Source organism: Pseudomonas sp. MF08817 (assembly GCF_059862705.1).
Genome location: NZ_JCBCUY010000031.1, coordinates 46,878 through 69,305, shown reverse-complemented (window position 1 = coordinate 69,305; position 22,428 = coordinate 46,878). Strand labels below are relative to the sequence as shown.

19 protein-coding genes and 1 riboswitch are annotated in these 22,428 nt (G+C 60.8%); of the genes, 12 read left to right on the top strand and 7 right to left on the bottom strand.

Annotation, left to right across the window (positions count from 1 at the left end):
• The first annotated feature begins 87 nt into the window (after nt 1-87).
• The gene (locus AC19YR_RS18910; RefSeq protein WP_095106015.1) at nt 88-906 is read left to right on the top strand and encodes a M48 family metallopeptidase; all 819 of its coding nucleotides are present in this window, start codon (nt 88-90) and stop codon (nt 904-906) included.
• 99 nt (nt 907-1,005) lie between these two features.
• Here the strand turns inward: AC19YR_RS18910 and AC19YR_RS18905 are convergent, their stop codons facing one another.
• The 3 genes from AC19YR_RS18905 to AC19YR_RS18895 form a co-directional block, all read right to left on the bottom strand.
• Nucleotides 1,006-1,590 carry a TMEM165/GDT1 family protein gene (locus AC19YR_RS18905; protein WP_095107001.1) on the bottom strand — a complete coding sequence of 195 codons (585 nt, stop codon included), beginning with the start codon at nt 1,588-1,590 and terminating at the stop codon, nt 1,006-1,008.
• 91 nt (nt 1,591-1,681) lie between these two features.
• Nucleotides 1,682-1,805, bottom strand: a riboswitch (yybP-ykoY riboswitch).
• A 50-nt stretch (nt 1,806-1,855) separates the two neighbouring features.
• Complete coding sequence (locus AC19YR_RS18900) at nt 1,856-2,854, bottom strand: methyltransferase (RefSeq protein ID WP_500599668.1); 999 nt, start codon at nt 2,852-2,854, stop codon at nt 1,856-1,858.
• A 30-nt stretch (nt 2,855-2,884) separates the two neighbouring features.
• Nucleotides 2,885-3,850 carry a 2-hydroxyacid dehydrogenase gene (locus AC19YR_RS18895; RefSeq protein WP_500599667.1) on the bottom strand — a complete coding sequence of 322 codons (966 nt, stop codon included), beginning with the start codon at nt 3,848-3,850 and terminating at the stop codon, nt 2,885-2,887.
• Nucleotides 3,851-3,942: 92 nt separating this feature from the next.
• Here AC19YR_RS18895 and AC19YR_RS18890 point away from each other — a divergent pair, with 92 nt between their 5' ends.
• Entirely contained in the window at nt 3,943-4,572 is a 630-nt protein-coding gene (locus AC19YR_RS18890; protein WP_095106019.1) for a LysE family translocator, read from the top strand.
• Here the strand turns inward: AC19YR_RS18890 and AC19YR_RS18885 are convergent.
• The gene (locus tag AC19YR_RS18885) at nt 4,556-5,329 is read right to left on the bottom strand and encodes an AraC family transcriptional regulator (RefSeq protein ID WP_500599664.1); all 774 of its coding nucleotides are present in this window, start codon (nt 5,327-5,329) and stop codon (nt 4,556-4,558) included. The two genes, AC19YR_RS18890 and AC19YR_RS18885, sit on opposite strands and share 17 nt — an antisense overlap.
• 86 nt (nt 5,330-5,415) lie before the next feature.
• Between AC19YR_RS18885 and AC19YR_RS18880 the strand changes: the two genes are divergently transcribed.
• The 5 genes from AC19YR_RS18880 (at nt 5,416) to AC19YR_RS18860 (ending at nt 15,002) form a co-directional block, all read left to right on the top strand.
• On the top strand, nt 5,416-6,600 hold the full coding sequence (locus tag AC19YR_RS18880) for an MFS transporter (protein WP_500599663.1): 1,185 nt from the start codon (nt 5,416-5,418) through the stop codon (nt 6,598-6,600).
• A 148-nt stretch (nt 6,601-6,748) separates the two neighbouring features.
• Complete coding sequence (locus AC19YR_RS18875; protein ID WP_500599661.1) at nt 6,749-8,431, top strand: fatty acid--CoA ligase; 1,683 nt, start codon at nt 6,749-6,751, stop codon at nt 8,429-8,431.
• A gap of 336 nt (nt 8,432-8,767) precedes the next feature.
• Entirely contained in the window at nt 8,768-10,642 is a 1,875-nt protein-coding gene (locus tag AC19YR_RS18870) for a DUF1302 domain-containing protein (RefSeq protein WP_500599660.1), read from the top strand.
• Nucleotides 10,643-10,670: 28 nt separating this feature from the next.
• Nucleotides 10,671-12,035 carry a DUF1329 domain-containing protein gene (locus AC19YR_RS18865; RefSeq protein WP_095106026.1) on the top strand — a complete coding sequence of 455 codons (1,365 nt, stop codon included), beginning with the start codon at nt 10,671-10,673 and terminating at the stop codon, nt 12,033-12,035.
• A 231-nt stretch (nt 12,036-12,266) separates the two neighbouring features.
• Nucleotides 12,267-15,002, top strand: coding sequence for a winged helix-turn-helix domain-containing protein (locus AC19YR_RS18860; protein WP_095106033.1), 2,736 nt, complete (start codon nt 12,267-12,269; stop codon nt 15,000-15,002).
• Between the two features lie 4 nt (nt 15,003-15,006).
• On the opposite strand, the gene AC19YR_RS18855 is transcribed toward AC19YR_RS18860, so the two are convergent.
• On the bottom strand, nt 15,007-15,585 hold the full coding sequence (locus AC19YR_RS18855) for a serine acetyltransferase (RefSeq protein WP_500599657.1): 579 nt from the start codon (nt 15,583-15,585) through the stop codon (nt 15,007-15,009).
• Complete coding sequence (locus AC19YR_RS18850; protein ID WP_500599655.1) at nt 15,575-16,789, bottom strand: O-antigen ligase family protein; 1,215 nt, start codon at nt 16,787-16,789, stop codon at nt 15,575-15,577. The genes AC19YR_RS18855 and AC19YR_RS18850 overlap by 11 nt, the downstream gene beginning before the upstream one ends.
• Before the next feature lie 276 nt (nt 16,790-17,065).
• Here AC19YR_RS18850 and AC19YR_RS18845 point away from each other — a divergent pair, with 276 nt between their 5' ends.
• Together AC19YR_RS18845 and AC19YR_RS18840 are read left to right on the top strand one after the other, a co-directional pair.
• Nucleotides 17,066-17,710: an MBL fold metallo-hydrolase gene (locus AC19YR_RS18845; RefSeq protein WP_500599652.1), complete on the top strand. Its 645-nt coding sequence runs from the start codon at nt 17,066-17,068 to the stop codon at nt 17,708-17,710.
• A 106-nt stretch (nt 17,711-17,816) separates the two neighbouring features.
• On the top strand, nt 17,817-18,542 hold the full coding sequence (locus AC19YR_RS18840; RefSeq protein ID WP_095106037.1) for a YiaD family glycine zipper/OmpA-like lipoprotein: 726 nt from the start codon (nt 17,817-17,819) through the stop codon (nt 18,540-18,542).
• Between the two features lie 72 nt (nt 18,543-18,614).
• On the opposite strand, the gene AC19YR_RS18835 is transcribed toward AC19YR_RS18840, so the two are convergent.
• Nucleotides 18,615-19,049, bottom strand: coding sequence for a Z-ring associated ZapG family protein (locus AC19YR_RS18835; RefSeq protein ID WP_095106039.1), 435 nt, complete (start codon nt 19,047-19,049; stop codon nt 18,615-18,617).
• Between the two features lie 144 nt (nt 19,050-19,193).
• On the opposite strand from AC19YR_RS18835, the gene AC19YR_RS18830 reads away from it, so the two are divergent.
• From AC19YR_RS18830 to zapE, 3 genes are all read left to right on the top strand, one after another.
• Nucleotides 19,194-19,823 carry an alpha/beta hydrolase gene (locus AC19YR_RS18830; RefSeq protein WP_500599678.1) on the top strand — a complete coding sequence of 210 codons (630 nt, stop codon included), beginning with the start codon at nt 19,194-19,196 and terminating at the stop codon, nt 19,821-19,823.
• A gap of 24 nt (nt 19,824-19,847) precedes the next feature.
• Complete coding sequence (locus AC19YR_RS18825) at nt 19,848-21,203, top strand: tryptophan--tRNA ligase (protein WP_500599650.1); 1,356 nt, start codon at nt 19,848-19,850, stop codon at nt 21,201-21,203.
• An 89-nt stretch (nt 21,204-21,292) separates the two neighbouring features.
• Nucleotides 21,293-22,387, top strand: coding sequence for a cell division protein ZapE (gene zapE / locus AC19YR_RS18820; RefSeq protein ID WP_095106042.1), 1,095 nt, complete (start codon nt 21,293-21,295; stop codon nt 22,385-22,387).
• Nucleotides 22,388-22,428 lie beyond the last annotated feature (41 nt).

Here is a 22,428-nt window from a genome sequence, read left to right as displayed (position 1 = left end):
CAATCCTGCGCGCTACACGTCCGCTGTATCTGGCGCCGCCACGCGGCAGCGCCTAGGATACGCGCCATGTTTTCCTGGAGCAGGTTGATGAATAAGTCATTGGTTTTGTGTGCACTGAGCGCCAGTTTGCTGCTCAGCGGTTGCCAGTCGGTCAACACCACCAGCGGCGGCGCGGTGGGGGTGGAGCGCAAGCAATATATGTTCAGCATGCTGTCCACCGCCGAGGTCAACCAGATGTACGCCCAGTCCTACCAGCAGACGGTGGGCGAGGCGAGCAGCAAAGGTGTGCTGGACAAGACCAGCGCCGATGCCAAGCGTATCCGTGCGATTGCCGACCGCTTGATCGCCCAGGCGCCGGTTTTCCGCCCGGATTCGTCTCAGTGGCAGTGGGAGGTCAACCTGATTAAGAGCGACGAACTCAACGCCAACTGCGGCCCTGGCGGCAAGATCATCTTTTACACCGGGTTGATCGACAGCCTGAAACTGACCGACGACGAGATCGCCGCCGTGATGGGCCATGAAATCGCCCACGCCCTGCGCGAACATGGCCGCGAAGCCATGTCCAAGGCTTATGGCATCGAGATGGCCAAGCAGGGCGCCGGCGCCTTGTTCGGCCTGGGCCAGGACAGCCTGGCGCTGGCCGACACCGTGGCCAACTACGGCATGACGCTGCCCAACAGCCGCAGCAATGAAAACGAAGCGGACCTGATCGGCCTGGAACTGGCGGCCCGCGCCGGCTATAACCCGAACGCGGCGATCACCCTGTGGAACAAGATGAGCAAGGCTTCCGAAGGTTCGCCGCCGGAATTCATGAGCACCCACCCGGCCTCCACCAGCCGGATCGCCTCGCTGCAAGCGGCGATTCCCAAAGTGATGCCGTTGTATCAGCAGGCTAAAAAGTCCTGATTGCACCTTGCCCGCGGTGACGGTTTTTTCAGCCAGCCTCTGCTGTGTCTGAAGCGCCGCCATCGCGAGCAGGTTCGCTCCCACAGGGGAGCGTTCTCGCTACACCCAGCCGCTGCTTTGCATGGCCTTGTACACCGCGACAATCGCCAGGATCAGAAAAGCCGAGGCGGCGAGGCGGCGGATCAGGGTCAGTGGCAGCTTCTCGGCGGCGAAATTGCCCGCCAATACCACCGGCACGTTGGCGATCAACATGCCCACCGTGGTACCGATAATCACCAGCCACAAGTCCGGGTATTGCGCGGCCAGCATCACCGTGGCGATTTGCGTCTTGTCGCCGATTTCGGCGAGGAAGAATGCGATCAACGTGGTCAGGAACGGGCCGAATTTGCGTGCGGTGCTGGCTTCGTCGTCGTCCATTTTGTCTGGCACCAGGGTCCAGGCAGCGGTGGCGGCGAAGCTGGCGGCGAGGATCCAGTGCAGGGTCGAGTCGGAGAAGAAACTGCCCACCCAGGCGCCCACGGCACCGGCGGCGGCGTGGTTGGCCAGGGTCGCGGCGATGATGCCGGCGATGATCGGCCAGGGTTTGCGAAAGCGTGCGGCGAGAATCAGGGCAAGCAGTTGCGTCTTGTCGCCGATTTCGGCCAAGGCAACGATTGCGGTAGGAACGAGCAAGGAGTCCAACATCATCAGGTATTTCCCAAGGGGCGGGTCGACACGGCTATGACACGTACAGCCTTCCCGCCCCGGGTAAGGTGTGCGTGTCATAGGTCTTGTCAAACCCTGCGGTCCGTCTGTGCGGACGCTTGGGTCGCATACGCCATGGTCTGCTGACCAAGTATGTTGACGTATGCCGGACGAGCGTGGCGCTCGTGGGAGACTACTCCCCTAGGACGGAGCGGATTCTGCCTAGGCAAAACCCTTTGGGCAAGCCTTCTTTTTCAGAACGCCATCAGCCGCGTTTGGCCCGGTAGATGCGAAAACCCTGGCCTTCGGCCTTGATCGAGCAGGTGCCCAAATGCTCTTCGATCAACGGTTGGTAGCGCAGGAAACTGTTGGCGACCAAGCGAAGTTCGCCACCGTTTTTCAGATGTTTGGCCGCTTTTCGCAGCAGGTTCTCCGTGGCCTGGTAATCGGTATGCACCCCGACATGGAAGGGCGGGTTGCTCAGGATCGCACTCAAACCCATGGGCGCGGCGTCGATGCCATCGCCCGTCAGCACCTCGGCTTCCAAACCGTTAGCAGCCAGGGTCATGCGGCTGCTGGCGGCGGCGAAGGCATCGACGTCCAGCAGGGTGACGGTGTTGTGCGGGTAGCGCCGCTTGACCGCCGCACCGAGCACGCCGGCCCCGCAACCGAAGTCCAGCAGGTGACCGCTGGGCAGTTTGTCCAGGTGTTCCAGCAGCAGGGCGCTGCCGCGGTCGAGCCGGCCATGGCTGAACACGCCGGGCAGGCTGATGACTTTGAGCGGGCCTTCGGCCAGGGGCAGTTCGTATGTCTGGGCCAGGCTTTCCAGGGGTTTGGCTTGCGGCGCGTTGGCCACGGTGACCTGCCAGAGTTGGCAATGGCGGGCGCTGTCGAGCTTGCGCGGCTTGCCCAAGGGGTTCAGTTGCTTGGCCGCGCCTTCGATGCCGCTGCGTTTTTCCCCCACCAGGAACAGCTCGCGGCCAGCCAGGCGCGAGGCCACGGCATTGAGGATGTAATCGGCGAGGTCCTTGGACTTGGGCAAAAACACCACCGCGGCTTCGAAGCTTTGCTGCGGCGCCTCGACGCCGAAATGGCTGCGCCCGGCGAAGCGGGCCTCGAGGGCGGCTTGATCGCCAGCGTGCCAGCACCAGCCGTGGGCCTGGGGCAATTTGCCCAGCAGGTCATCGGCGGGCAGGCCGGCCAGTAACAGCGAGCCTTGGAAGAGTTCGGCCTGACGAAGCAGTACTTCACTGCGCGGATCCATAATCTGCTCCTTGAAAAGCCGCGCAGTTTATCAACTGACGACCCGCAGCGCTGTACCGCTGAAGTACGCCTGGGCGTTTTCGCTCAATTGGCCGACGATCCGTTGCCGTGCCTCGCGGCTGCCCCAGGCGTTGTGCGGGGTGATTATCAGGCGCGGGATGTCGGCAGCCAGCAGCGGGTTGCCGGCGGTCGGCGGTTCGACACTCAGCACATCGCAGGCCGCGCCGCCCAAGTGGCCGCTGCGCAGGGCATCGGCCAGGGCCTGCTCGTCGATCAGGCCGCCGCGGGCGGTGTTGACGACAAAGGCGCCGGGCTTGAGCAGGGCCAGTTCGCGGGCACCGATGAAATGGCGGGTGTGCTCGTTGAGAGGGCAGTGCAGGGTCAGGGCATCGACTTGCGCCAGCAACTCATCCAGCGGCAAGCGGTCGGCGCGGGCCGGGCGGCCCGGCAGTTGGCCGAGCACCACGCGCATGCCGAAGGCTTCGGCCAGTTTTGCTACGGCGCCGCCCAGTTCGCCGTGGCCGAGCAGGCCGAGGGTTTTGCCGTGCAGTTCGACGATGGGAAAGTCCAGCAGGCAGAACTGGCTGGCCTGTTGCCAGAGGCCCGCGCCCACCGCTCGTTGGTAATCGTTCAGGCGTGTGGCCAGGGCCAGGAGCAGCATCAAGGTGTGCTGGGCCACCGAAGGCGTGCCGTAGCCCTGGCAGTTGCTCACGGTGATGCCGTGGGCGCGGGCCGCGTGCAGGTCCACGTTGTTGGTGCCGGTGGCGGCGACCAGGATCAGCTTCAAGTCGGGGCACGCGGCCATCGTGGCAGCGTCGATCAGGATCTTGTTGCTGATGGCGACGCTGGCGCCCTGCAGGCGTTCGATGACCTGCTCGGGCGGCGTCTGCGCGCACAACTGTAGGTCGCTGAAGTGCGCGCGCAGTGGGCTCAGGTCGAGGTCGCCCCGGTCCAGGGAGGTGTGGTCCAGGAACACGGCGCGGCGATTGTTAGTCATCAACTGTACCTTTTGTGCATGTGGCTGAAGGCGTACTGTGGCGAGCCTAACAGATGAAACAATTCGTTACTGCCCGTTCCCAAGGAGCCTTCATGTACTGGACCGAGTTCTTGACCGTTGCCCTCATCCACCTGCTGGCGGTGGCCAGCCCCGGCCCGGATTTCGCCGTGGTGGTGCGTGAGAGCGTGACCCACGGTCGCCGCGCCGGCACCTGGACCGCATTGGGCGTGGGCATGGCGATTTTCCTGCACGTGGGCTATTCGCTGCTGGGGATCGGCCTGATCGTGTCCCAGTCGATCGTGCTGTTCAACGCCCTGAAATGGTTGGCGGCTGCGTACCTGCTGTACATCGGCTTCAAGGCGCTGCGGGCCAAGCCGGCGCCAGCAGGGGTGGAGAACTTGCACAAGGAAGCGGGCCTGCGCACCGCGCGTGGGGCGTTCACCTCCGGGTTCGTCACCAATGGCCTGAACCCCAAGGCGACGCTGTTTTTCCTCTCGTTGTTCACCGTGGTCATCAACCCCCACACGCCGCTGGCGGTGCAGGCCGGCTACGGGGTTTACCTGGCGGCGGCGACGGCGTTGTGGTTCTGCCTGGTGGCGATGCTGTTCAGCCAGCAGCGGGTGCGCGCCGGGTTTGCCCGCATGGGCCACTGGTTTGACCGCACCATGGGCGCGGTGCTGATTGCCATCGGCGTGAAACTGGCCTTCACCGAGATGCACTGATTGCGCTCAGGCGCTCCAGGGCACTGAGGTACTGGCGCGGGTTTTCCCCCTGCAAGCGGCAGAACATCGCGCTGAACGCACGGCCGCTGCTGTAGCCCAGCGCTTGTGCCACGCGCTGCACGCTATCCCCGGCCAACAACCGGGGCAGGGCTTCCATCAGGCGCAATTGCTGGCGCCAGGCATTGAAATTCATCCCCACTTGCTGCTGGAACAGGCGCGCCAGGGTTCGTGAACTGGCGCCGACCTGCTGCGCCCAGTCTTCCAGGGTGTTGGGGTGATCCGGGGTTTGCAGCAAGGCCAGGCAGATGGCTTGCAGGCGCCGGTCCTCGGGCATCGGCATGTGCAGGGGCAGGTGCTGCAGGGTGGCGATTTCCTCCAGCATCAGTTGCTGGATCAATGGGTTCTTAGCGTGCTGCGGGCCTTGCGCCGCCCGCAGGATCAACTCACGCAGCAGCGGCGTCACCGCCAGCACGCAGCACTGCTGCAGGTTGGGTGGCGACAGTTGGGCGTCGATAAACAGCGAGCGCACCCACACGTCCCCGGCCATGAAAATCTCATGCTCGACCCGCGGTGCGATCCATACCGCACGGGTGGGCGGGATTACCCAGGCGCCTTGGCGGGTGACCACCCGCATGATCCCGCGCGCCGCATACAAAAGTTGCGCTTCGCGGTGCTGGTGCAGCGGCTGGTGTGCGCCATCGAGGTAGTCCTGGGGATGGGCGATGACAGGGCCGTGGGGGAAGTGGCTGGTTAACATGTCTGTTTTGATGATTTTTATGTCCGTAATACGGTTTGCCGCCAAATTAGCATGACGTTTCGACTCCAACAAAAAAGCGTGCAGCGATGAACCAACCTCGAAACGTAATCCGCTACCTCAACGCAGCCCATGTGATCGATCACATGTTCATGTTGATTTTTCCCGCCGCCGTATTGGGCATGACCCAGGTGTTCGGCCTGGACTATGGCGCGATGATCGGCCTGTCCCTGGGCGGCTTCATTGCCTTTGGTGCCTGTTCGCTACCGGCCGGTTGGCTGGGTGACCACTGGAGCCGGCGGCAGATGATGCTGCTGTTTTTCTTCGGCATCGGTGCGTCGTCGATCTTCACCGGGCTCAGCAGCGGGGCGCCCATGCTGGTGGCGGGCCTGACGCTGATGGGCGTGTTCGCGGCGATTTATCACCCGGTGGGCACGGCGATGCTGGTGGGCTATGCGCAAAACCGCGGGCGGGAAATCGGCATCAACGGCATGTGGGGCAACCTGGGTGTGGCGTTTTCGGCGCTGGTGACTGGGCTGTTGGTGGCGAATTTTGGCTGGCGCTCGGCGTTTATCGTACCGGGGGTGATCGCTATCGCGTTGGGCCTGGGCTTTGCCTGGCAGGTGCGTGAGGAACCGAACCCGGTGCGCCCGCACACGCCGCTCAAGGGCGCGGCCGGGCAGCGGATTTCCATGGTCATGGTGTTCACCGTGCTGGCCCTGGCCACCGCCACGGGTGGGGTGGTGTTCAATGCCACCACCATGACCTACCCCAAGCTGTTCCAGGAGCGTTTGCACGATGTCTTCGCCTCGCCGCAAACCTTGGGCGTCGTTGTCAGCCTGGCCTACGCCTTTGGCGCGGTGGCGCAGCTGAGCATCGGCCGGGTGCTGCATCGTTTGAGCCTGAAGTGGCCCTTTGTCCTCCTGACCCTGCTCCAGGCGCCGCTGTTGTTCGCCTTGGGCTATGTCGATGGCTGGGCGGTGATCGTCCTGGGCGGGGCGCTGATGTTCGTGGTGTTCGGCCAGGTCACGGTGAATGACGCGATGGTGGCCAACTTCGTGGCACCGCAGTGGCAGTCGCGGGTGTTCGCGTTGCGTTACTGCCTTTCGTTCGGCGCCAGTGCGACGGCGATTCCGCTGATTTCTTTTGTCGAACCGCGCCATGGCTTTGTAGGGCTTTACCTGATTCTTGCGGCTTTTGCGGCGTTGACCTTCCTGGCCGCGCTGGCATTCCCACGTACGCCGTCTGAAGCGGCTGTGGGGCAAATGGCCTGACGACGGGCGCGGCGTTTTCTGTGGGTGGTGGCTTAAAGCTAGTATTTGACGCTGTGGCAAATCATTCCTTTGGCTGATTTAGCGGGCTGCAAGGGTCTCTAGAGTGCTGGCTTTCAGCCAAGACCGTGCAGTCAGAAAAGGGATTCTTATGTTGCAGACTCGCGTTATCCCGCCCGCAGAAGGCGCCTACCAATATCCGCTGCTGATTAAGCGGCTGCTGATGTCCGGCAGCCGTTACGAGAAGACCCGCGAGATCGTTTACCGCGACCAGGTGCGCTACAGCTATCCGACCCTCCTTGAGCGCGTCGCACGGCTGGCCAACGTGCTCACCGCCGCTGGCGTCAAGGCCGGTGACACCGTGGCCGTGATGGACTGGGACAGCCATCGCTACCTGGAATGTATGTTTGCCATCCCGATGATCGGCGCAGTGATCCACACCATCAACGTGCGCCTGTCACCTGAGCAGATTCTCTACACCATGAACCACGCCGACGATAAGTTGGTGTTGGTCAACCATGAATTCGTGGGCCTCTACCAGGGCATTGCCGGGCAATTGACCACCGTGCAGGCCACCCTGTTGCTCAGTGATGTGGAGCAGAAAACCGCCGACCTGCCGAACCTGGTGGGCGAATACGAGCAATTGCTGGCCGCCGCCAGCCCCCAGTACAACTTCGTCGACTTCGACGAGAACTCGGTGGCGACCACCTTCTACACCACTGGTACCACCGGTAACCCCAAAGGGGTGTATTTCACCCACCGCCAACTGGTGCTGCACACCCTGGGCGTGGCGACGGTCATGGGCAGCGTCGACAGCGTGCGGCTGCTGGGCACCAATGATGTGTACATGCCCATCACCCCGATGTTCCATGTGCACGCTTGGGGCTTGCCGTACGTGGCCACCATGCTGGGCCTCAAGCAGGTCTACCCGGGGCGCTACGACCCTGAATACCTGGTGGAGCTGTGGCGCCGCGAGAAGGTGACTTTCTCCCACTGCGTGCCGACCATCATGCAAATGGTGCTCAACGCCAAGGCGGCCCAGGACATCGACTTTGCCGGTTGGAAGATCGTCATCGGCGGCAGCTCCCTCAACCGCGCGCTGTACGAAGCCTGCAAGGCCAAGAACATCCAGTTGACCGCCGCCTACGGCATGTCCGAGACGGGGCCGCTGGTGTCGTGTGCGCACCTCAATGACGAGTTGATGGCCGGCACCGACGATGAGCGCATCACCTACCGGATCAAGGCCGGGGTGCCGGTGCCGTTGGTGGAAGCGGCAATCATCGACGACGACGGCAACTTCCTGCCCGCGGACGGTGAGTCCCAGGGCGAACTGGTGCTGCGCTCGCCATGGCTGACCGAAGGCTACTTCCGCGAACCGCAAAAAGGTGCGCAGTTGTGGGCCGGCGGCTGGCTGCACACCGGCGACGTGGCGACCCTTGACCACATGGGGGTGATCGACATCCGCGACCGGATCAAAGACGTTATCAAGACCGGCGGCGAGTGGGTGTCGTCCCTGGCCCTGGAAGACCTGGTCAGCCGCCACCCGGCGGTACGCGAAGTAGCAGTGGTGGGCATTCCCGACCCGCAGTGGGGCGAGCGCCCGTTTGCCTTGCTGGTGATCCGCGAAGGGCACGTGATCGGGGCGCGCGAGCTCAAAGAGCACCTCAAGCCGTTTGTTGAACTGGGGCACCTGAGCAAGTGGGCGATCCCCAGCCAGATCGCCCTTGTTACCGAAATTCCCAAGACCAGTGTCGGCAAACTCGACAAGAAGCGCATCCGCCTCTACATCACCGAGTGGCAGGCCAACAACGCGACCTTTTTGTCCACGCTTTGAGCCTGTTTGCCGTGCCCGGGCGGGCACGGCAGCCCCACCAAGCAAGCGCTTGGCTTGTCAAATCGGATTTTTCAGCCATTCTTCCCCGGTCGGCAGGGGCCGCACCCGGCAAAGGACTGTTCCAGAGTGGTTGGCAACTGCAAATCACACTTTAGAGGGATCAAGCAGTACTACCTGCTGGCTATAGTCCGCTCAAGGATTTTTAAGGACGCAGCAACCGCACACCATTGGGGGCGGCGCAACTCTGATTGACTACGGGACGACCTGGCTCCCGTCACTCAGAGCGTTTTTAAAAGTGCTCACTGCCATAACAATAAAGCACATGGAGTAGCGTCGATGACATCAGCAAACCAGTTCTGGCGCCGGGCGAAATTGCCCCTGGCGGTCAGTCTCGCCTCTACGCTCGCCGGGCCTGCATTCGGCGTCAGTTTCAACATCGGTGAAATCGAAGGTCAGTTCGATTCGTCCCTGTCGGTGGGGGCCAGTTGGTCAACCCAGAGTCCGAACAAGAACCTGATTGGTGTCAACAACGGCGGCCATGGCCTGTCCCAGACCTCCGATGACGGCCACGCCAACTTCAAGAGTGGCGAGACCTTCTCGAAAATCTTCAAAGGCATTCACGACCTTGAACTGAAGTACGGCGACACCGGTGTGTTTGTGCGGGGCAAGTACTGGTACGACTTCGAACTCAAGGACGAAAGCCGTCTGTTCAAGGACATCAGCGACGAAAACCGCAAGGAAGGCGCCAAGTCCTCCGGCGGGCAGATCCTCGACGCCTTCATCTACCACAACTACGCCATTGCCGATCAGCCGGGTTCCGTGCGCTTGGGCAAGCAGGTGGTGAGCTGGGGTGAAAGTACCTTCATCGGCGGCGGCATCAACTCCATCAACCCGATCGATGTGTCCGCATTCCGTCGCCCGGGTGCCGAGGTCAAGGAAGGCCTGATCCCGGTCAACATGTTCTACGTCTCCCAGAGCCTGACCGAGAACCTCTCGGCCGAAGCCTTCTACCAACTCGAATGGGACCAGACCGTCGTCGATAACTGCGGCACCTTCTTCTCCCAGCCCGACATCATCGCCGACGGTTGCGGCGACAACCTGCGGGTGTTGAACAAGCGTTCGCAGATCCCGGCCATCGCCCTGGGGCCATTGGCCCAGTTTGGCGTGGACGTCAACGAAGAAGGCGTGCTGGTGGCCCGTGGCGGCGACCGCGATGCCCGCGACAGCGGCCAGTGGGGCGTGTCGTTCAAGTACAACTACGCACCGCTGGACACCGAGTTCGGTTTCTACGCGATGAACTACCACAGCCGTGCGCCGATCTTCAGCGCCACCGCGGCGCCGCAGTCGATCTACACCCTGGCCCAAGGCCTGCCAGGCCCATTTGCGGCATTGGCGCCATTGTTGGTTGCGGGTAACTCCAAGTACTTCGTCGAGTACCCAGAAGACATCCGCCTCTACGGCTTGAGCTTCTCCACCACCCTGCCTACCGGCACGGCGTGGCAGGGTGAGATCAGCTACCGTCCCAACGCGCCGGTGCAGTTGAACTCCAACGACATCCTGTTCAACGGCGTGCGTCCCTTGGGCGGCCCGCTCGAGCATGCCTCGCTGCTCAACGGCCAGCCTGGCCAGGACCTGCACGGCTACCGCCGCAAGGAAATCACCCAACTGCAAACCACCTTCACCCACTTCTTCGACCAGGTCATGGGCGCGAGCCGTCTGACATTGGTGGGCGAAGTCGGCGTGACCTACGTGGGCGGGCTGGAAAGCACCTCCAAAGTGCGTTACGGGCGTGATCCGGTCTACGGCCCGGGCGAACTGCCCAATGGCACGTGCGAGTACCTCAACGGGCGCACCATCGCCGGTGCAGGCCCAGGCACCGCGAACAACAACGCCACCCGCAACTGCAACGACGACGGCTTCACCACGTCGACCTCCTGGGGTTACCGCGGTCGTGCCATCTGGGAATACAACGACGTGTTCGCCGGTGTGAACCTCAAGCCAAACGTGGCTTGGTCCCATGACGTCAGCGGTTACTCCCCTGGCCCTGGCGGCAACTTCGAGGAAGGCCGCAAGGCTGTTAGCCTCGGCGTGGATGCCGAGTACCAGAACACCTACACCGCGAGCCTGGGTTACACCAACTTCTTTGATGGCAAGTACACCACCGTTGATGACCGCGACTTCGTGGCACTCAGCTTTGGCATGAACTTCTAAGCACTGCATTTTCAGGACGAACGCACTTATGAAAATAACCAAAAGTCTGTTGCATGTCGGTGTACTGGGGCTGACGATGCTGGCCACCAGCGTGATGGCAGCGGTCCCGGCAGCCGAAGCGGACAAGTTGGGCAAAAGCCTGACGCCGATGGGCGCCGAAATGGGCGGCAACGCCGATGGCTCGATTCCAGCCTGGAAACCCCTGGCCAAGAACGCCGGTGCAGTTGACGGCGGCGGCTTCCTGGCCGACCCGTTCGGCTCCGACAAGCCGCTGTTTACCATCGATGCCAAGAACGTCGAGCAGTACAAAGACAAACTCGCCCCGGGCCAGTACGCGATGATTAAGCGCTACCCGGAAACCTACCGCCTGCCGGTCTACCCGACCCATCGCGGGGCCACAGTGCCGGATGAGATCTTCGCGTCCATCAAGAAGAACGCCACCAACACCAACCTAGTGGCGGGCGGCAACGGCCTGGAAAATTTCGAAAACGCCATTCCATTCCCGATTCCGAAAAGCGGCGTGGAAGTGATCTGGAACCACATCACCCGTTATCGCGGCGGCAGCGTGGCGCGTACCGTGAACCAGGCCACCCCCCAGGCGAACGGTTCCTACAGCCTGGTGCAACTCAAGGAACAGTTCGTGTTCCGTGAAAAAATGAAGGATTTCGATCCGGCCAACCCTGGCAACATCCTGTTCTACTTCAAGCAGGAAGTCGCCGCTCCGGCACGTCTGGCCGGTGGTGTGCTGCTGGTGCACGAGACCCTCGACCAGGTTAAGGAACCGCGTTCGGCGTGGGTCTACAACGCCGGCCAGCGCCGCGTGCGCCGTGCCCCGCAAGTGTCCTATGACGGCCCGGGTACCGCCGCCGACGGCCTGCGTACCTCCGACAACCTGGACATGTTCAACGGTGCACCGGACCGTTACGACTGGAAGCTCGAAGGCAAGAAAGAGATGTACATCGCGGCCAACAGCTACAAGCTGGATTCGCCGAGCCTCAAGTACAGCGACATCGTCAAGGCCGGGCACATCAACCAGGACCTGACCCGTTATGAACTGCGCCGTGTATGGCACGTGGTCGGCACTTTGAAGTCCGGCATGCGCCATATCTACGCCAAGCGTGACTTCTACATCGACGAAGACACCTGGCAAGCAGCCGTCATCGATCACTACGATGGCCGTGGCCAACTGTGGCGTGTGGGTGAAGCCCATGCCGAGAGCTACTACAACGTGCAAGTGCCTTGGTACGCAGTGGAAACCCTGTATGACCTGCAATCGGGTCGCTACATGGCGCTGGGCATGAAAAACGAAGAGAAAAAGGCTTACGACTTCGGTTTCACGGCCACCAAGAACGACTTCACCCCTGCCGCATTGCGTCAGGCCGGTGTTCGCTAGACCCGTGTAAACAGAGGCCGCATCCTCTGCACGCCCCGACTGGTTCGGGGCGTTTTTTATGGGCGCGATAAAAGTCCTGAGCGGCAATATCAGCTTTTGAGCGCTATCAAGAGAATTTGTGTTTCGGGCTTTTTGTATTCATTTGTAGCAAACATCTTCAAACCTACGGTCTTTACCGCTAGTCTGCGGACATCTGCAATGCCGACAACAGCACATTAATAAGAGTTGGCTATGACTGACCTGTCCCGCATACCCGGGCCTTCCAGTGCTGCGGTTCCCGCCATGGAAGGGCGCTTTTACCGACCACCTTTGCCCGACGGCTACGTGCTTCGGCCTCGTTTGTGCGAGCGCCTGAGTGCCGGCTTGAGCGGGCGTTTGCTGTTGGTCAGCGCGCCGGCCGGGTTCGGTAAAAGCTCCCTGGCCGTCGAGTTCTGCCAGAGCCTGGCGCAGAACTGGCGGAGCCTGTGGCTGGGGCTGAGCCCGCGGGACAGCGACCCCGGGCGCTTTCTCGAACGCTTGCTCGATGGCTTGCAGCAGTATTTTCCGCACATGGGGCGCCAGGCCCTGGGCCTGCTGAAAATGCGCCAGCGCCATCAACCCTTCGCTTTTGAAGAATGGCTCGACGGCCTGCTGGATGAACTGAGTGACCACCTCTCGCCCGGCAACCCCCTGTTGCTGGTGCTCGACGACTATCACCTGGCCCAAGGCCCGGTGCTCGACCGCTGCTTGCAGTTTTTCTTCAACCACCTGCCCGAAGGCATGCGAGTGCTGGTGACCAGCCGCCAGCGCCCGGATTGGCATCTGGCGCGGTTGCGCCTCTCGCGCCAGCTCTTGGAACTCAGCGAGCAGGACCTGCGCCTGACCCACGACGAATCCCTGGCCTTGCTTGATCGCCACAGCAGTTCCCTGTGTGGCGAGGCCCTGGAAAGCCTGATCCTGCGCAGTGAAGGCTGGGTGGCCGGTTTGCGCTTCTGGTTGCTGGCCGTTTCCGAGGCCGGTAACGACGGTGCGTTGCCCCAGGCCTTGCACGGTGGCGAGGGGCTGATTCGCGACTATTTACTCGAAGAAGTGATCGATTGCCTGCCCCCGGAAGTGCAGTCCTTCCTTTACGACACGGCGCCCCAGGAGCGTTTTTGCAGCGAGCTGTGCGACGCGATCCGCGAGGCCCACGACAGCGCCGAGATCCTGCGTTACCTGCAAGCGCACCAGGTATTCCTCGTGCCGCTGGACGAGCAGGGGCACTGGTACCGTTATCACCACTTGTTTTCCGATCTGCTGCGCAGCCGCCCCACGGCCAATGCCGTGCTGCCAGCGGCCAGCCTGCACTTGCGCGCTTGCCGTTGGTTCAATGCCCAGGGCTTACTGGACGAGGCCGTGGAGCAGGCGTTGCGCGCCGGGCACCTGGATGTGGCGGCGAACCTGGTACAAAACTTGTCCGAAGAGCAACTGCTGGCCGAACAGAACGTCGGCATGCTCCTGCGCTGGAAAATGGACTTGCCCGACAGCCTGCTCATCAGCACGCCACGCTTGATCGTGCTCTACAGCTGGGCGCTGGGGCTGGCTTGCCAGCTCGATGCCGCCGAGGAGTTGGCCAGCCACTTGAGCCGTTTCCTGCCCGCACCCTCGGCTACTGCGCAGAAATCCATGCTGGCGCAATGGCTGGCCCTGAGTGGGATCATCGCCCGAGGGCGCGGTAACCGGGAGTTGACTCAGCTCTATTGCACCGAAGCCCTGGAAAGCTTGCCGCAAAAGCGCTATGGGCAGCGGCTGATGTGCCTTTCCACCCTGTCGAACCTGGCGATCACCGACGCCGACCTGTGGCGTGCCCGCCGGTTGAACCGCGAGTCCCTGGAGCTGGCCCAGCGCGTAGGAAATCCGCTGTTTGAAGCTTTGGCCCATTACGACCGTGCGCGAGTCCTGCAGGCGCGCGGGGAAATTCTGCGTTCTCTCGATGAAGTGCATGAGGGCTTGCAGCGTTTACAAGGGCTCTCGCCTCAACGCTTGTACGCCGTGCGTGCCCGTTTGACGCTGTACGAAGGTTTTCTGTTGACCCTGCGCCTGCAACCCGAGGCTGGATTGGCAAGGTTGCAGGCTGGGTTGGTCGAAGCACGGGCGTGCCGCGATATCAGCGTGTTGATTGGCCACTGCTCCATCGCCCGCCTCGAAGGCCAACAGGGTGACTTCGCCAAGGCTTTTGCCGAGTTGGCGGAGGCGGAGCGGTTGATGCACATCTGGGATGTACCGCCCATCTACTACCTGGCGATGATTACCCTAGTCAAATGCGAACTGTGGCTGGCCCAGGGCCGTACGGACCTGGCCGAAGCCTGGCTGGCTCGCCTGGGGCAAACCTATAACGGCGTCAACGCTGCGGCGCCGCCCGAGTTCCACCCGCAACTGCCGCTGCATATCGAACTTGAGCAGGCATTGCTTGATGTCATCCTGGGGCGTGAGGCGGCAGCGCTGCAACGCCTGGATAAATTGATCGAGCACGGCCAGCAGAGCGGGCGGCAGATGCTGTGCGTGATGGCGTTGAACCAGAAAGTCGCGCTGCTATTGGGGAGTAACCGCGAAGCCCAGGCTAGCGAGGCGCTGATCGAGGCTTTTGAGATGGCGTCCGGCGGGGCCTTGCAACCTTTCCAATGGCTGATCGCCGAGCATCCAGACTGGCTGCGGGCACAATTGCAATCCTGTGGCCAAGGCCCGCTGTTCCACAGCCTGGCCGAGCGCCTGCCCGCACCTGAGGCGCGCGACCCGGAGCCGAGCTACCAGGCCGAACACCTGAGCACCCGCGAACTGGCGGTGCTGCAACTGATCGCCCAGGGTTGCTCGAACCAGGAAATCAGCGACCAACTGTTCATCTCCCTGCACACGGTGAAAACCCATGCCAGCCACATCAACAGCAAGCTAGGGGTCGAACGCCGCACCCAGGCAGTGGCCCGGGCCAAGGAGTTAGGGGTGCTGGGGTAGCAAACTACTGCTGCAACCGCCCCATCGCCGCAGCGTCGTATTCGCGGATAACCTGCGGGGCAGGATTGAACACGACATGCCCGGCCGGCACGCTTTTGTTGAGGAAGGTGCCGGCGCCTACTACCGCGTTATCACCAAGTTCCAGGTCGTCGGAAATAATGCACGTGTGGGCATGCACCCTGACGCCGTCACCGATAACGAGCCTGATATCGTCCTGTTGCCCCTTGATGCCAATGGTGCAGTTCTGCCAGATCTTGAAGTTCTTCCCGATCTTCGCGTGGGAGGTGATGACAATGCCAGTGGGGTGGGCGATCCACAGCCCTTCACCCACTTCGGCGCCCATCATGATTTCCACATTGAACATGCGGCTGGTTTTTTCATTGAGCAACTTGGCGCGGCGTCGCCAGAACTTACTGTCGCTCTGATTCATGGCGTAGGCCAGGCGATACCAGAAGATATAGCGATATCTATTGTTTCTGCGGCACTTCTGGATAATTCGCTTCCACTTGAACGGTTTGTCCAGGCTGCCAATGATTTCGATATGCCAATAACGTTTGGCTACCCGGAAAATATCAGCCAGCATGAATTTTTCCTTGGGGTTGTGCAGGGGTAGGGCTGGGTTGTGAAAGAACCAGGCCTATAGGTAACCAGAATACCAGCCAGTAAACACCTGGCCTGTTCATGACGGTGTGATAGTCGAACAGTGCAGTGGTGGTGGCAAATATCAAAAGAGGCAAACCCACACCCCCTAGTGGCGTTGACCAATAAGAGCGAATCAGTGAACGTTTGAATGCAAGTATGAGCATGCTCAGTAGCAAGGTTAAACCGATGATTCCGTACTCATAGAAGAACTGCAGGAACAGGTTGTGAGCCTGATTGAAACAATGATTTTGCGCGATGCAGATCTCAAACTTGCGGCCCGCCCCTGCACCGATCAGCCAGAACTCTTTGATACGGTCAAACCACTGCCCCCAAATGATGTCCCTGAGGCTCAGGCCACGGCTGAACAAAACAGGCCACAGCCAGATGGCAAGTAAACCCGCCAGCCCTGCTGCCAGGAGCAGCCATTTTCTAGAGTGCCTGTTGTGATGAAGCAGCGCCGTCGTCAGGATGGCCAGGCCATAACCCAGCCAGACGCCACGAGAAAGGGTGCAATACAGGTAGAGCGATAAGCCACATAGGCAGACAGCGATCAGGGTAGACGTTACTCGGCTGTGCTTACCTGTCATTAATTGATGAAAACCATATACCCCGAAAAAACCGTAATACAGGGCGGCGATGATCGGGTTCTGGAAGTCGGCATACTTTTCATATCCCAGGCTGAATAAACGGTAATTGCCCAGGAAGATGTTTTTTTCTTGTGCGATCGATTGCACCACCAGGCTGGCGATTGCAAGAATGCCAGCAATGAAGAACGATACGTTCAAACACATCGTCAGCCGGTTCTCCCTGGCCAAGATGGCGGCAGTTGCCAGGTACAAGAGCACATAGAGGGAGGTCTTGAATTGGGAGAAAGCCGAGTTTTCCGAATGGCTGTTTATGCCTGCAATGACGATTGTAAACAGCAGCATTGAAATGACAGGCAAGTAGGCCGTGCTGAAGATTTTCTTGCGTAGCTGAACGTCGAACAGGCACAGAATCAATGCGGGAATAAAAAGCCCGGCATTGGACAGTGTCGTATGTTTACTGCCATCCGTAATCAGGGGGATTCCGACGATGTGGGTAATGAATCCCAGTGTCAATATCATCAATGCGAAGCGCAGGAAAAAGTTACCTGTAAGAATCATGCAAAATCCATTATCTGGTTAGGTCCATTACTTACTGCCAGTGCAACGCAGCAGGACTTTGATAAGCCGTTATGATGCGAGCGGGCACGCGGCTTTTGCATTCCTTGCAATGACGCCAGGTACGAACATCTGTTTGGCGCGGATGTTTCAATCAATGGGACCGACCATTCCAGCGTGGGCCGGCAGTGTAGCCATGACTTCGCGTTGCATCATTAGTGATTGTCATTGGCTACCGGAGGGTGTCTAGAATGTGCCGCGAATCTTACAGGAGTCCCCATGCACGCAGCAAAGCCCCAACTCATCCGCGAAACCTTTCCTGTCGGCCCGTTGCAGTGCAACTGCACGATCATTGGCGACCCCGTGACCAAGAAAGCGATAGTCGTCGATCCGGGGGGTAATCACGAGTTGATTCTGGCGCGGCTCGATGCACTGGGGCTCAAGGTCGTCAGCATCATTCACACCCATGCCCACCTCGACCACTTCCTGGCCTCTGGCCAGTTGAAGGAGAAGACCGGCGCGACGTTGCACCTACATAAGCAAGACCAGTTCCTCTGGGACAACCTGGAGATGCAGTGTGGGATGTTTGGCGTGCCTTACGTGCCGGTACCGTCGCCGGACTGCTGGTTGGCCGATGACGAAGAATTGGCTTGCGGCTGCGGCGTGGCGTTGCATACGCCGGGACATACGCCCGGTTCCATGAGCTTTTGGTTTTCTGAGGCTAAGCTGTTGATTGCCGGTGACACCCTGTTTCGTCGTGGCGTCGGGCGGACGGACCTGTGGGGCGGTGACCAAGCCACCCTCGTGCGCTCGATCAAGCAGCGCCTATACACTCTGGACGAGGAGGCGACGGTGGTCACCGGGCATGGCCCTGACACTCACCTGGGCGATGAAATGCGTGAAAACCCTTTCGTACGAGCCTGAGTGCTGGGGTGGCGCGGAATTTTTGCCGATTGCCGTGTTCCAACGCCTGCACAGGTCCATGCCAAGGTCCGTTGCACCACAGAATGAAAAAAAGTAGGAGCTTTCCATGTTGACCTCGCGTCGTTTGATTATTGTCGCAACGGCTGTGGCCTTGTTGTCCGGCTGCGCCTCACCCAATCCCTATGATGGTGGCCAGGGGCAGGCCGACGGTTCCACGGGTATGAGCAAGACTGCCAAGTACGGTGGCCTCGGTGCATTGGCCGGTGCCCTGGCGGGCGCGGCAATCGACCACAACAACCGTGGCAAGGGCGCATTGATTGGCGCTGCGGTGGTCGGGGCTTCGGCCGCGGGCTACGGCTACTATGCCGACCAGCAGGAGAAGAAGCTGCGCGCCAGCATGGCCAACACCGGTGTGGAAGTGCAGCGCCAAGGCGATCAAATCAAGCTGATTATGCCGGGCAACATCACGTTCGCGACCGATTCGGCGAACATCGCCCCCAGCTTCTACCAACCTCTGAATAATCTGGCGAACTCGCTCAAGGAATTCAGCCAGAACCAGATCGAGATCGTGGGCTACACCGACAGCACCGGTAGCCGTCAGCACAACATGGACCTGTCCCAGCGCCGGGCGCAGAGCGTGGCGACTTACCTGACATCGCAAGGTGTCAGCGGTGCCAACCTGTCGGCGCGCGGTGCTGGCCCGGATAATCCGATTGCGAGCAATGGCGATGTGAATGGCCGTGCGCAGAACCGACGGGTCGAGGTCAATCTCAAGGCGATCCCAGGCCAGCAGTACCAGCAACCTCAGGGCCAGCAATATCAGCAGTACTAAATAAACGGCTGCTACGAAAAAGCCCGCCCGATCATTGATCGGGCGGGCTTTTTTATGTCGCTTGGGACCTGATTATTTTTTCAGGCCGTAGTGCTCGTCCAGCATCCCCGGTGCGTTGGGGGTTTTCGGGGCGTAGTCCCGTGGTGGTTCCTGGTCCCGTGGCGGCGTCAGGCGCTCTCGCGGTGCCTGGCTCGCGTCGGCGTGCAGGGCAGCCAGCAGGCGTTGGCGGGTCAGTTCGTCCAGGGCCAGGCGGTTGGCGCCCTCGGCGAGGTGGTCTTGCACCTCCTGGTAACTCTGAGTGAGTTTCTTGACCAGGGTCGCGGTGCTGTTGAAGTGGGTCACCACTTCATTCTGATAACTGTCAAAACGTTCCTGGATGTCGTCCAGCTGACGCTGCGTGCGGTTAGGCGCCGCATTGGGCAGCAGGCGAGCGACCAGAAATCCAATAGCGACACCGGCAACCAGGGCAAGAGTCGGCAACAACCAAACTAAGAGCGAGTGTTCCACGAGTCCTTCCTCTATAAACGGCTTTGCTTTACGTTAACGGCTCGAACCTGCGCTGTATACCGCGATTAGCTCGCAATAGATTGGCACAGACAATTTGCTAGACGAGTCGACCCGATTCGAGGTCACGGAGTTCCTTCCTTGCTGATGCGTGAAACCCCCGTAGTGATTGATGGCCCCGTGGGTCGTCTGGAAGCCTTGTACCTGGACAACGAGGCCCCCCGAGGCCTGGCCCTGATTTGCCATCCCAACCCGGTGCAGGGCGGCACCATGCTCAATAAGGTCGTATCGACCTTGCAGCGCACCGCCCGCGACGGCGGTTTGATTACCCTGCGCTTCAACTACCGAGGCGTGGGCGGCAGCGAAGGCAGCCACGACATGGGCAGCGGCGAAGTCGATGACGCCTGGGCCGCCGTCCAGTGGCTGCGGGCCAAGCACCCCGAACTGCCCCTGACTTTGATGGGTTTCTCGTTCGGCGGCTTTGTCGCGGCCAGCCTCGGCGGGCGCCTGGAGGCCGCGGGCGAGACGCTCAAGCACTTGTTCATGATCGCTCCCGCAGTCATGCGCCTGGGCCCCAACGACCCGTTGCCGCTCAAGGGTGAGCTGACCCTGATCCAGCCCGACGCCGATGAAGTCGTCGAGCCGCAGTTGGTCTATGACTGGTCCGCCGCCCTGCAGCGCCCCCATTCCCTTGTGAAAGTGGCAGAATGCGGGCACTTTTTTCACGGCAAGTTGACCGATCTCAAGGATCTGATCCTGCCGCGCCTCTCGAATTGATTGCAGCCTGATAAGCGATTACCCATGACCACTCGTACGCGAATCCTCACTGGCATCACCACCACTGGCACGCCGCACCTGGGCAACTACGCTGGGGCCATTCGCCCGGCGATCCTGGCCAGCCGCGACAGCAATGCCGATTCTTTCTATTTCCTCGCCGACTACCACGCCCTCATCAAGTGCGATGATCCGCAGCGTATCCAGCGCTCGCGCCTGGAAATCGCCGCGACTTGGCTGGCCGGTGGCCTGGACGTGGATCGCGTAACCTTCTACCGCCAGTCCGATATCCCGGAAATCCCCGAGCTGACCTGGCTGCTGACCTGCGTGGCGGCCAAAGGCCTGCTCAACCGCGCCCACGCCTACAAGGCCTCTGTGGACAAGAACCTGGAAACCGGTGAAGACCCGGATGCCGGTATCACCATGGGCCTGTACAGCTACCCGGTGCTGATGGCAGCCGACATCCTGATGTTCAATGCCCATAAGGTGCCGGTCGGCCGCGACCAGATCCAACACGTCGAGATGGCGCGCGACATCGGCCAGCGCTTCAATCACCTGTTCGGCCAGGGCAAGGAGTTTTTCGCCATGCCCGAAGCGCTGATCGAAGAAAGCGTCGCCACGTTGCCGGGCTTGGACGGCCGCAAGATGTCCAAGAGCTACGACAACACCATCCCGCTGTTCAGCAGCGCCAAAGAGATGAAGGACGCCATTTCGCGGATCGTCACCGATTCGCGCGCGCCCGGCGAAGCCAAGGACCCGGGCAACTCGCACCTGTTCACCCTCTACCAGGCCTTCTCGACGCCGGCCCAGGCCGAGGAGTTGCGCAGCGAGCTATTGCAAGGCCTGGGTTGGGGCGAGGCAAAAAACCGCCTGTTCCAATTGCTCGATGCCGAGTTGGGCGGGGCCCGCGAGCATTATCACCAGTTGATTGCACGCCCGGCCGACCTCGAAGACATCCTGCAATTGGGTGCGAGCAAGGCGCGGGCCGTCGCTACGCCTTTCCTTGCACAGCTGCGCGAAGCCGTGGGCCTGCGCTCGTTTGTCAACCAAGTGCAGGTCGCCGCCGCGCCGAAAAAGAAAGCTGCGAAAACCGCGCGTTTTGTCAGCTTCCGCGAAGACGATGGCAGCTTCCGTTTTCGACTGCTGGCGGCGGATGGTGAACAACTGCTGCTGTCGCGCACGTTTGCCGATGGCAAGGCTGCCGGTGCCGTGACCAAGCACTTGCAGGGCGATGAAGAACTGGACCTGCGCACCGCCGCCAATACCTTCAGCCTGTGGTTGCAGGGGGAGTGCGTGGCCGACGGCCCCGAGTTCGCCGACAGCGCGGCCCGCGACAGCGCTATTGCCGCTCTGCGCGCTGCCCTGGCGCCCCAACAGGACTAATGTGGTGGCGGCCCGACCAAGGGCTGATTGCCATTCTCCAGGGCCGTCGTTACAGTGACGGCCCGTTTTTGTTGCCTTGCTAACGAATTATGACGCCCCTAGAACGATATCAAGCTGATCTGAAACGCCCGGAATTCTTTCATGACGCAGCCCAGGAAACGGCGGTGCGCCATTTGCAGCGCCTGTACGATGACCTGATCGCGGCCTCGCAGAACAAGCCGGGTCTGTTGGGCAAACTGTTTGGCAAGAAGGATCAGGTGCCGGTCAAGGGGTTGTACTTCTGGGGCGGTGTGGGCCGGGGCAAGACTTACTTGGTCGACACTTTCTTTGAAGCCTTGCCGTTCAAGGAAAAATCCCGCACGCACTTTCACCGCTTTATGAAGCGCGTTCACGAAGAAATGAAGACCCTGCCGGGGGAAAAGAATCCGCTGACTATCATCGCCAAGCGTTTCGCTGACGAAGCGCGGGTGATCTGCTTCGATGAATTCTTCGTTTCCGACATCACCGACGCCATGATCCTCGGCACGCTGATGGAAGAATTGTTCAAAAACGGTGTCACTCTGGTGGCGACATCCAACATCGTCCCCGACGGTTTGTACAAAGATGGCCTACAACGTGCGCGCTTCTTGCCGGCTATTGCGCTGATTAAGCAGAACACCGACATCGTCAACGTCGATAGCGGCGTGGACTACCGCTTGCGTCACCTGGAGCAGGCCGAGCTGTTCCACTTCCCGCTGGACGAAGCAGCCCGCGAAAGCCTGCGCAAGAGCTTCCGCGCCCTGACGCCGGAATGCACCCAGGCTGTCGAAAACGATGTGTTGATGATTGAGAATCGCGAAATCCGTGCCCTGCGTACCTGTGACGATGTGGCCTGGTTCGACTTCCGTCAGCTTTGCGACGGGCCGCGTAGCCAGAACGACTACATCGAGTTGGGCAAGATCTTCCATGCCGTGCTGATTAGCGATGTGGAGCAGATGAGCGTCACCACTGACGACATCGCGCGCCGTTTCATCAACATGGTCGATGAGTTCTACGACCGTAACGTGAAGCTGATTATCTCTGCCGAAGTCGAGCTCAAAGATCTCTACACGGGCGGGCGCCTGAATTTCGAGTTCCAGCGCACCCTTAGCCGATTGTTGGAAATGCAGTCTCACGAATTCCTGTCGCGGGCGCACAAGCCGTAGGGCAATTCTGAAAAGTAAGAAGGCCTGCAGCGATGCAGGCC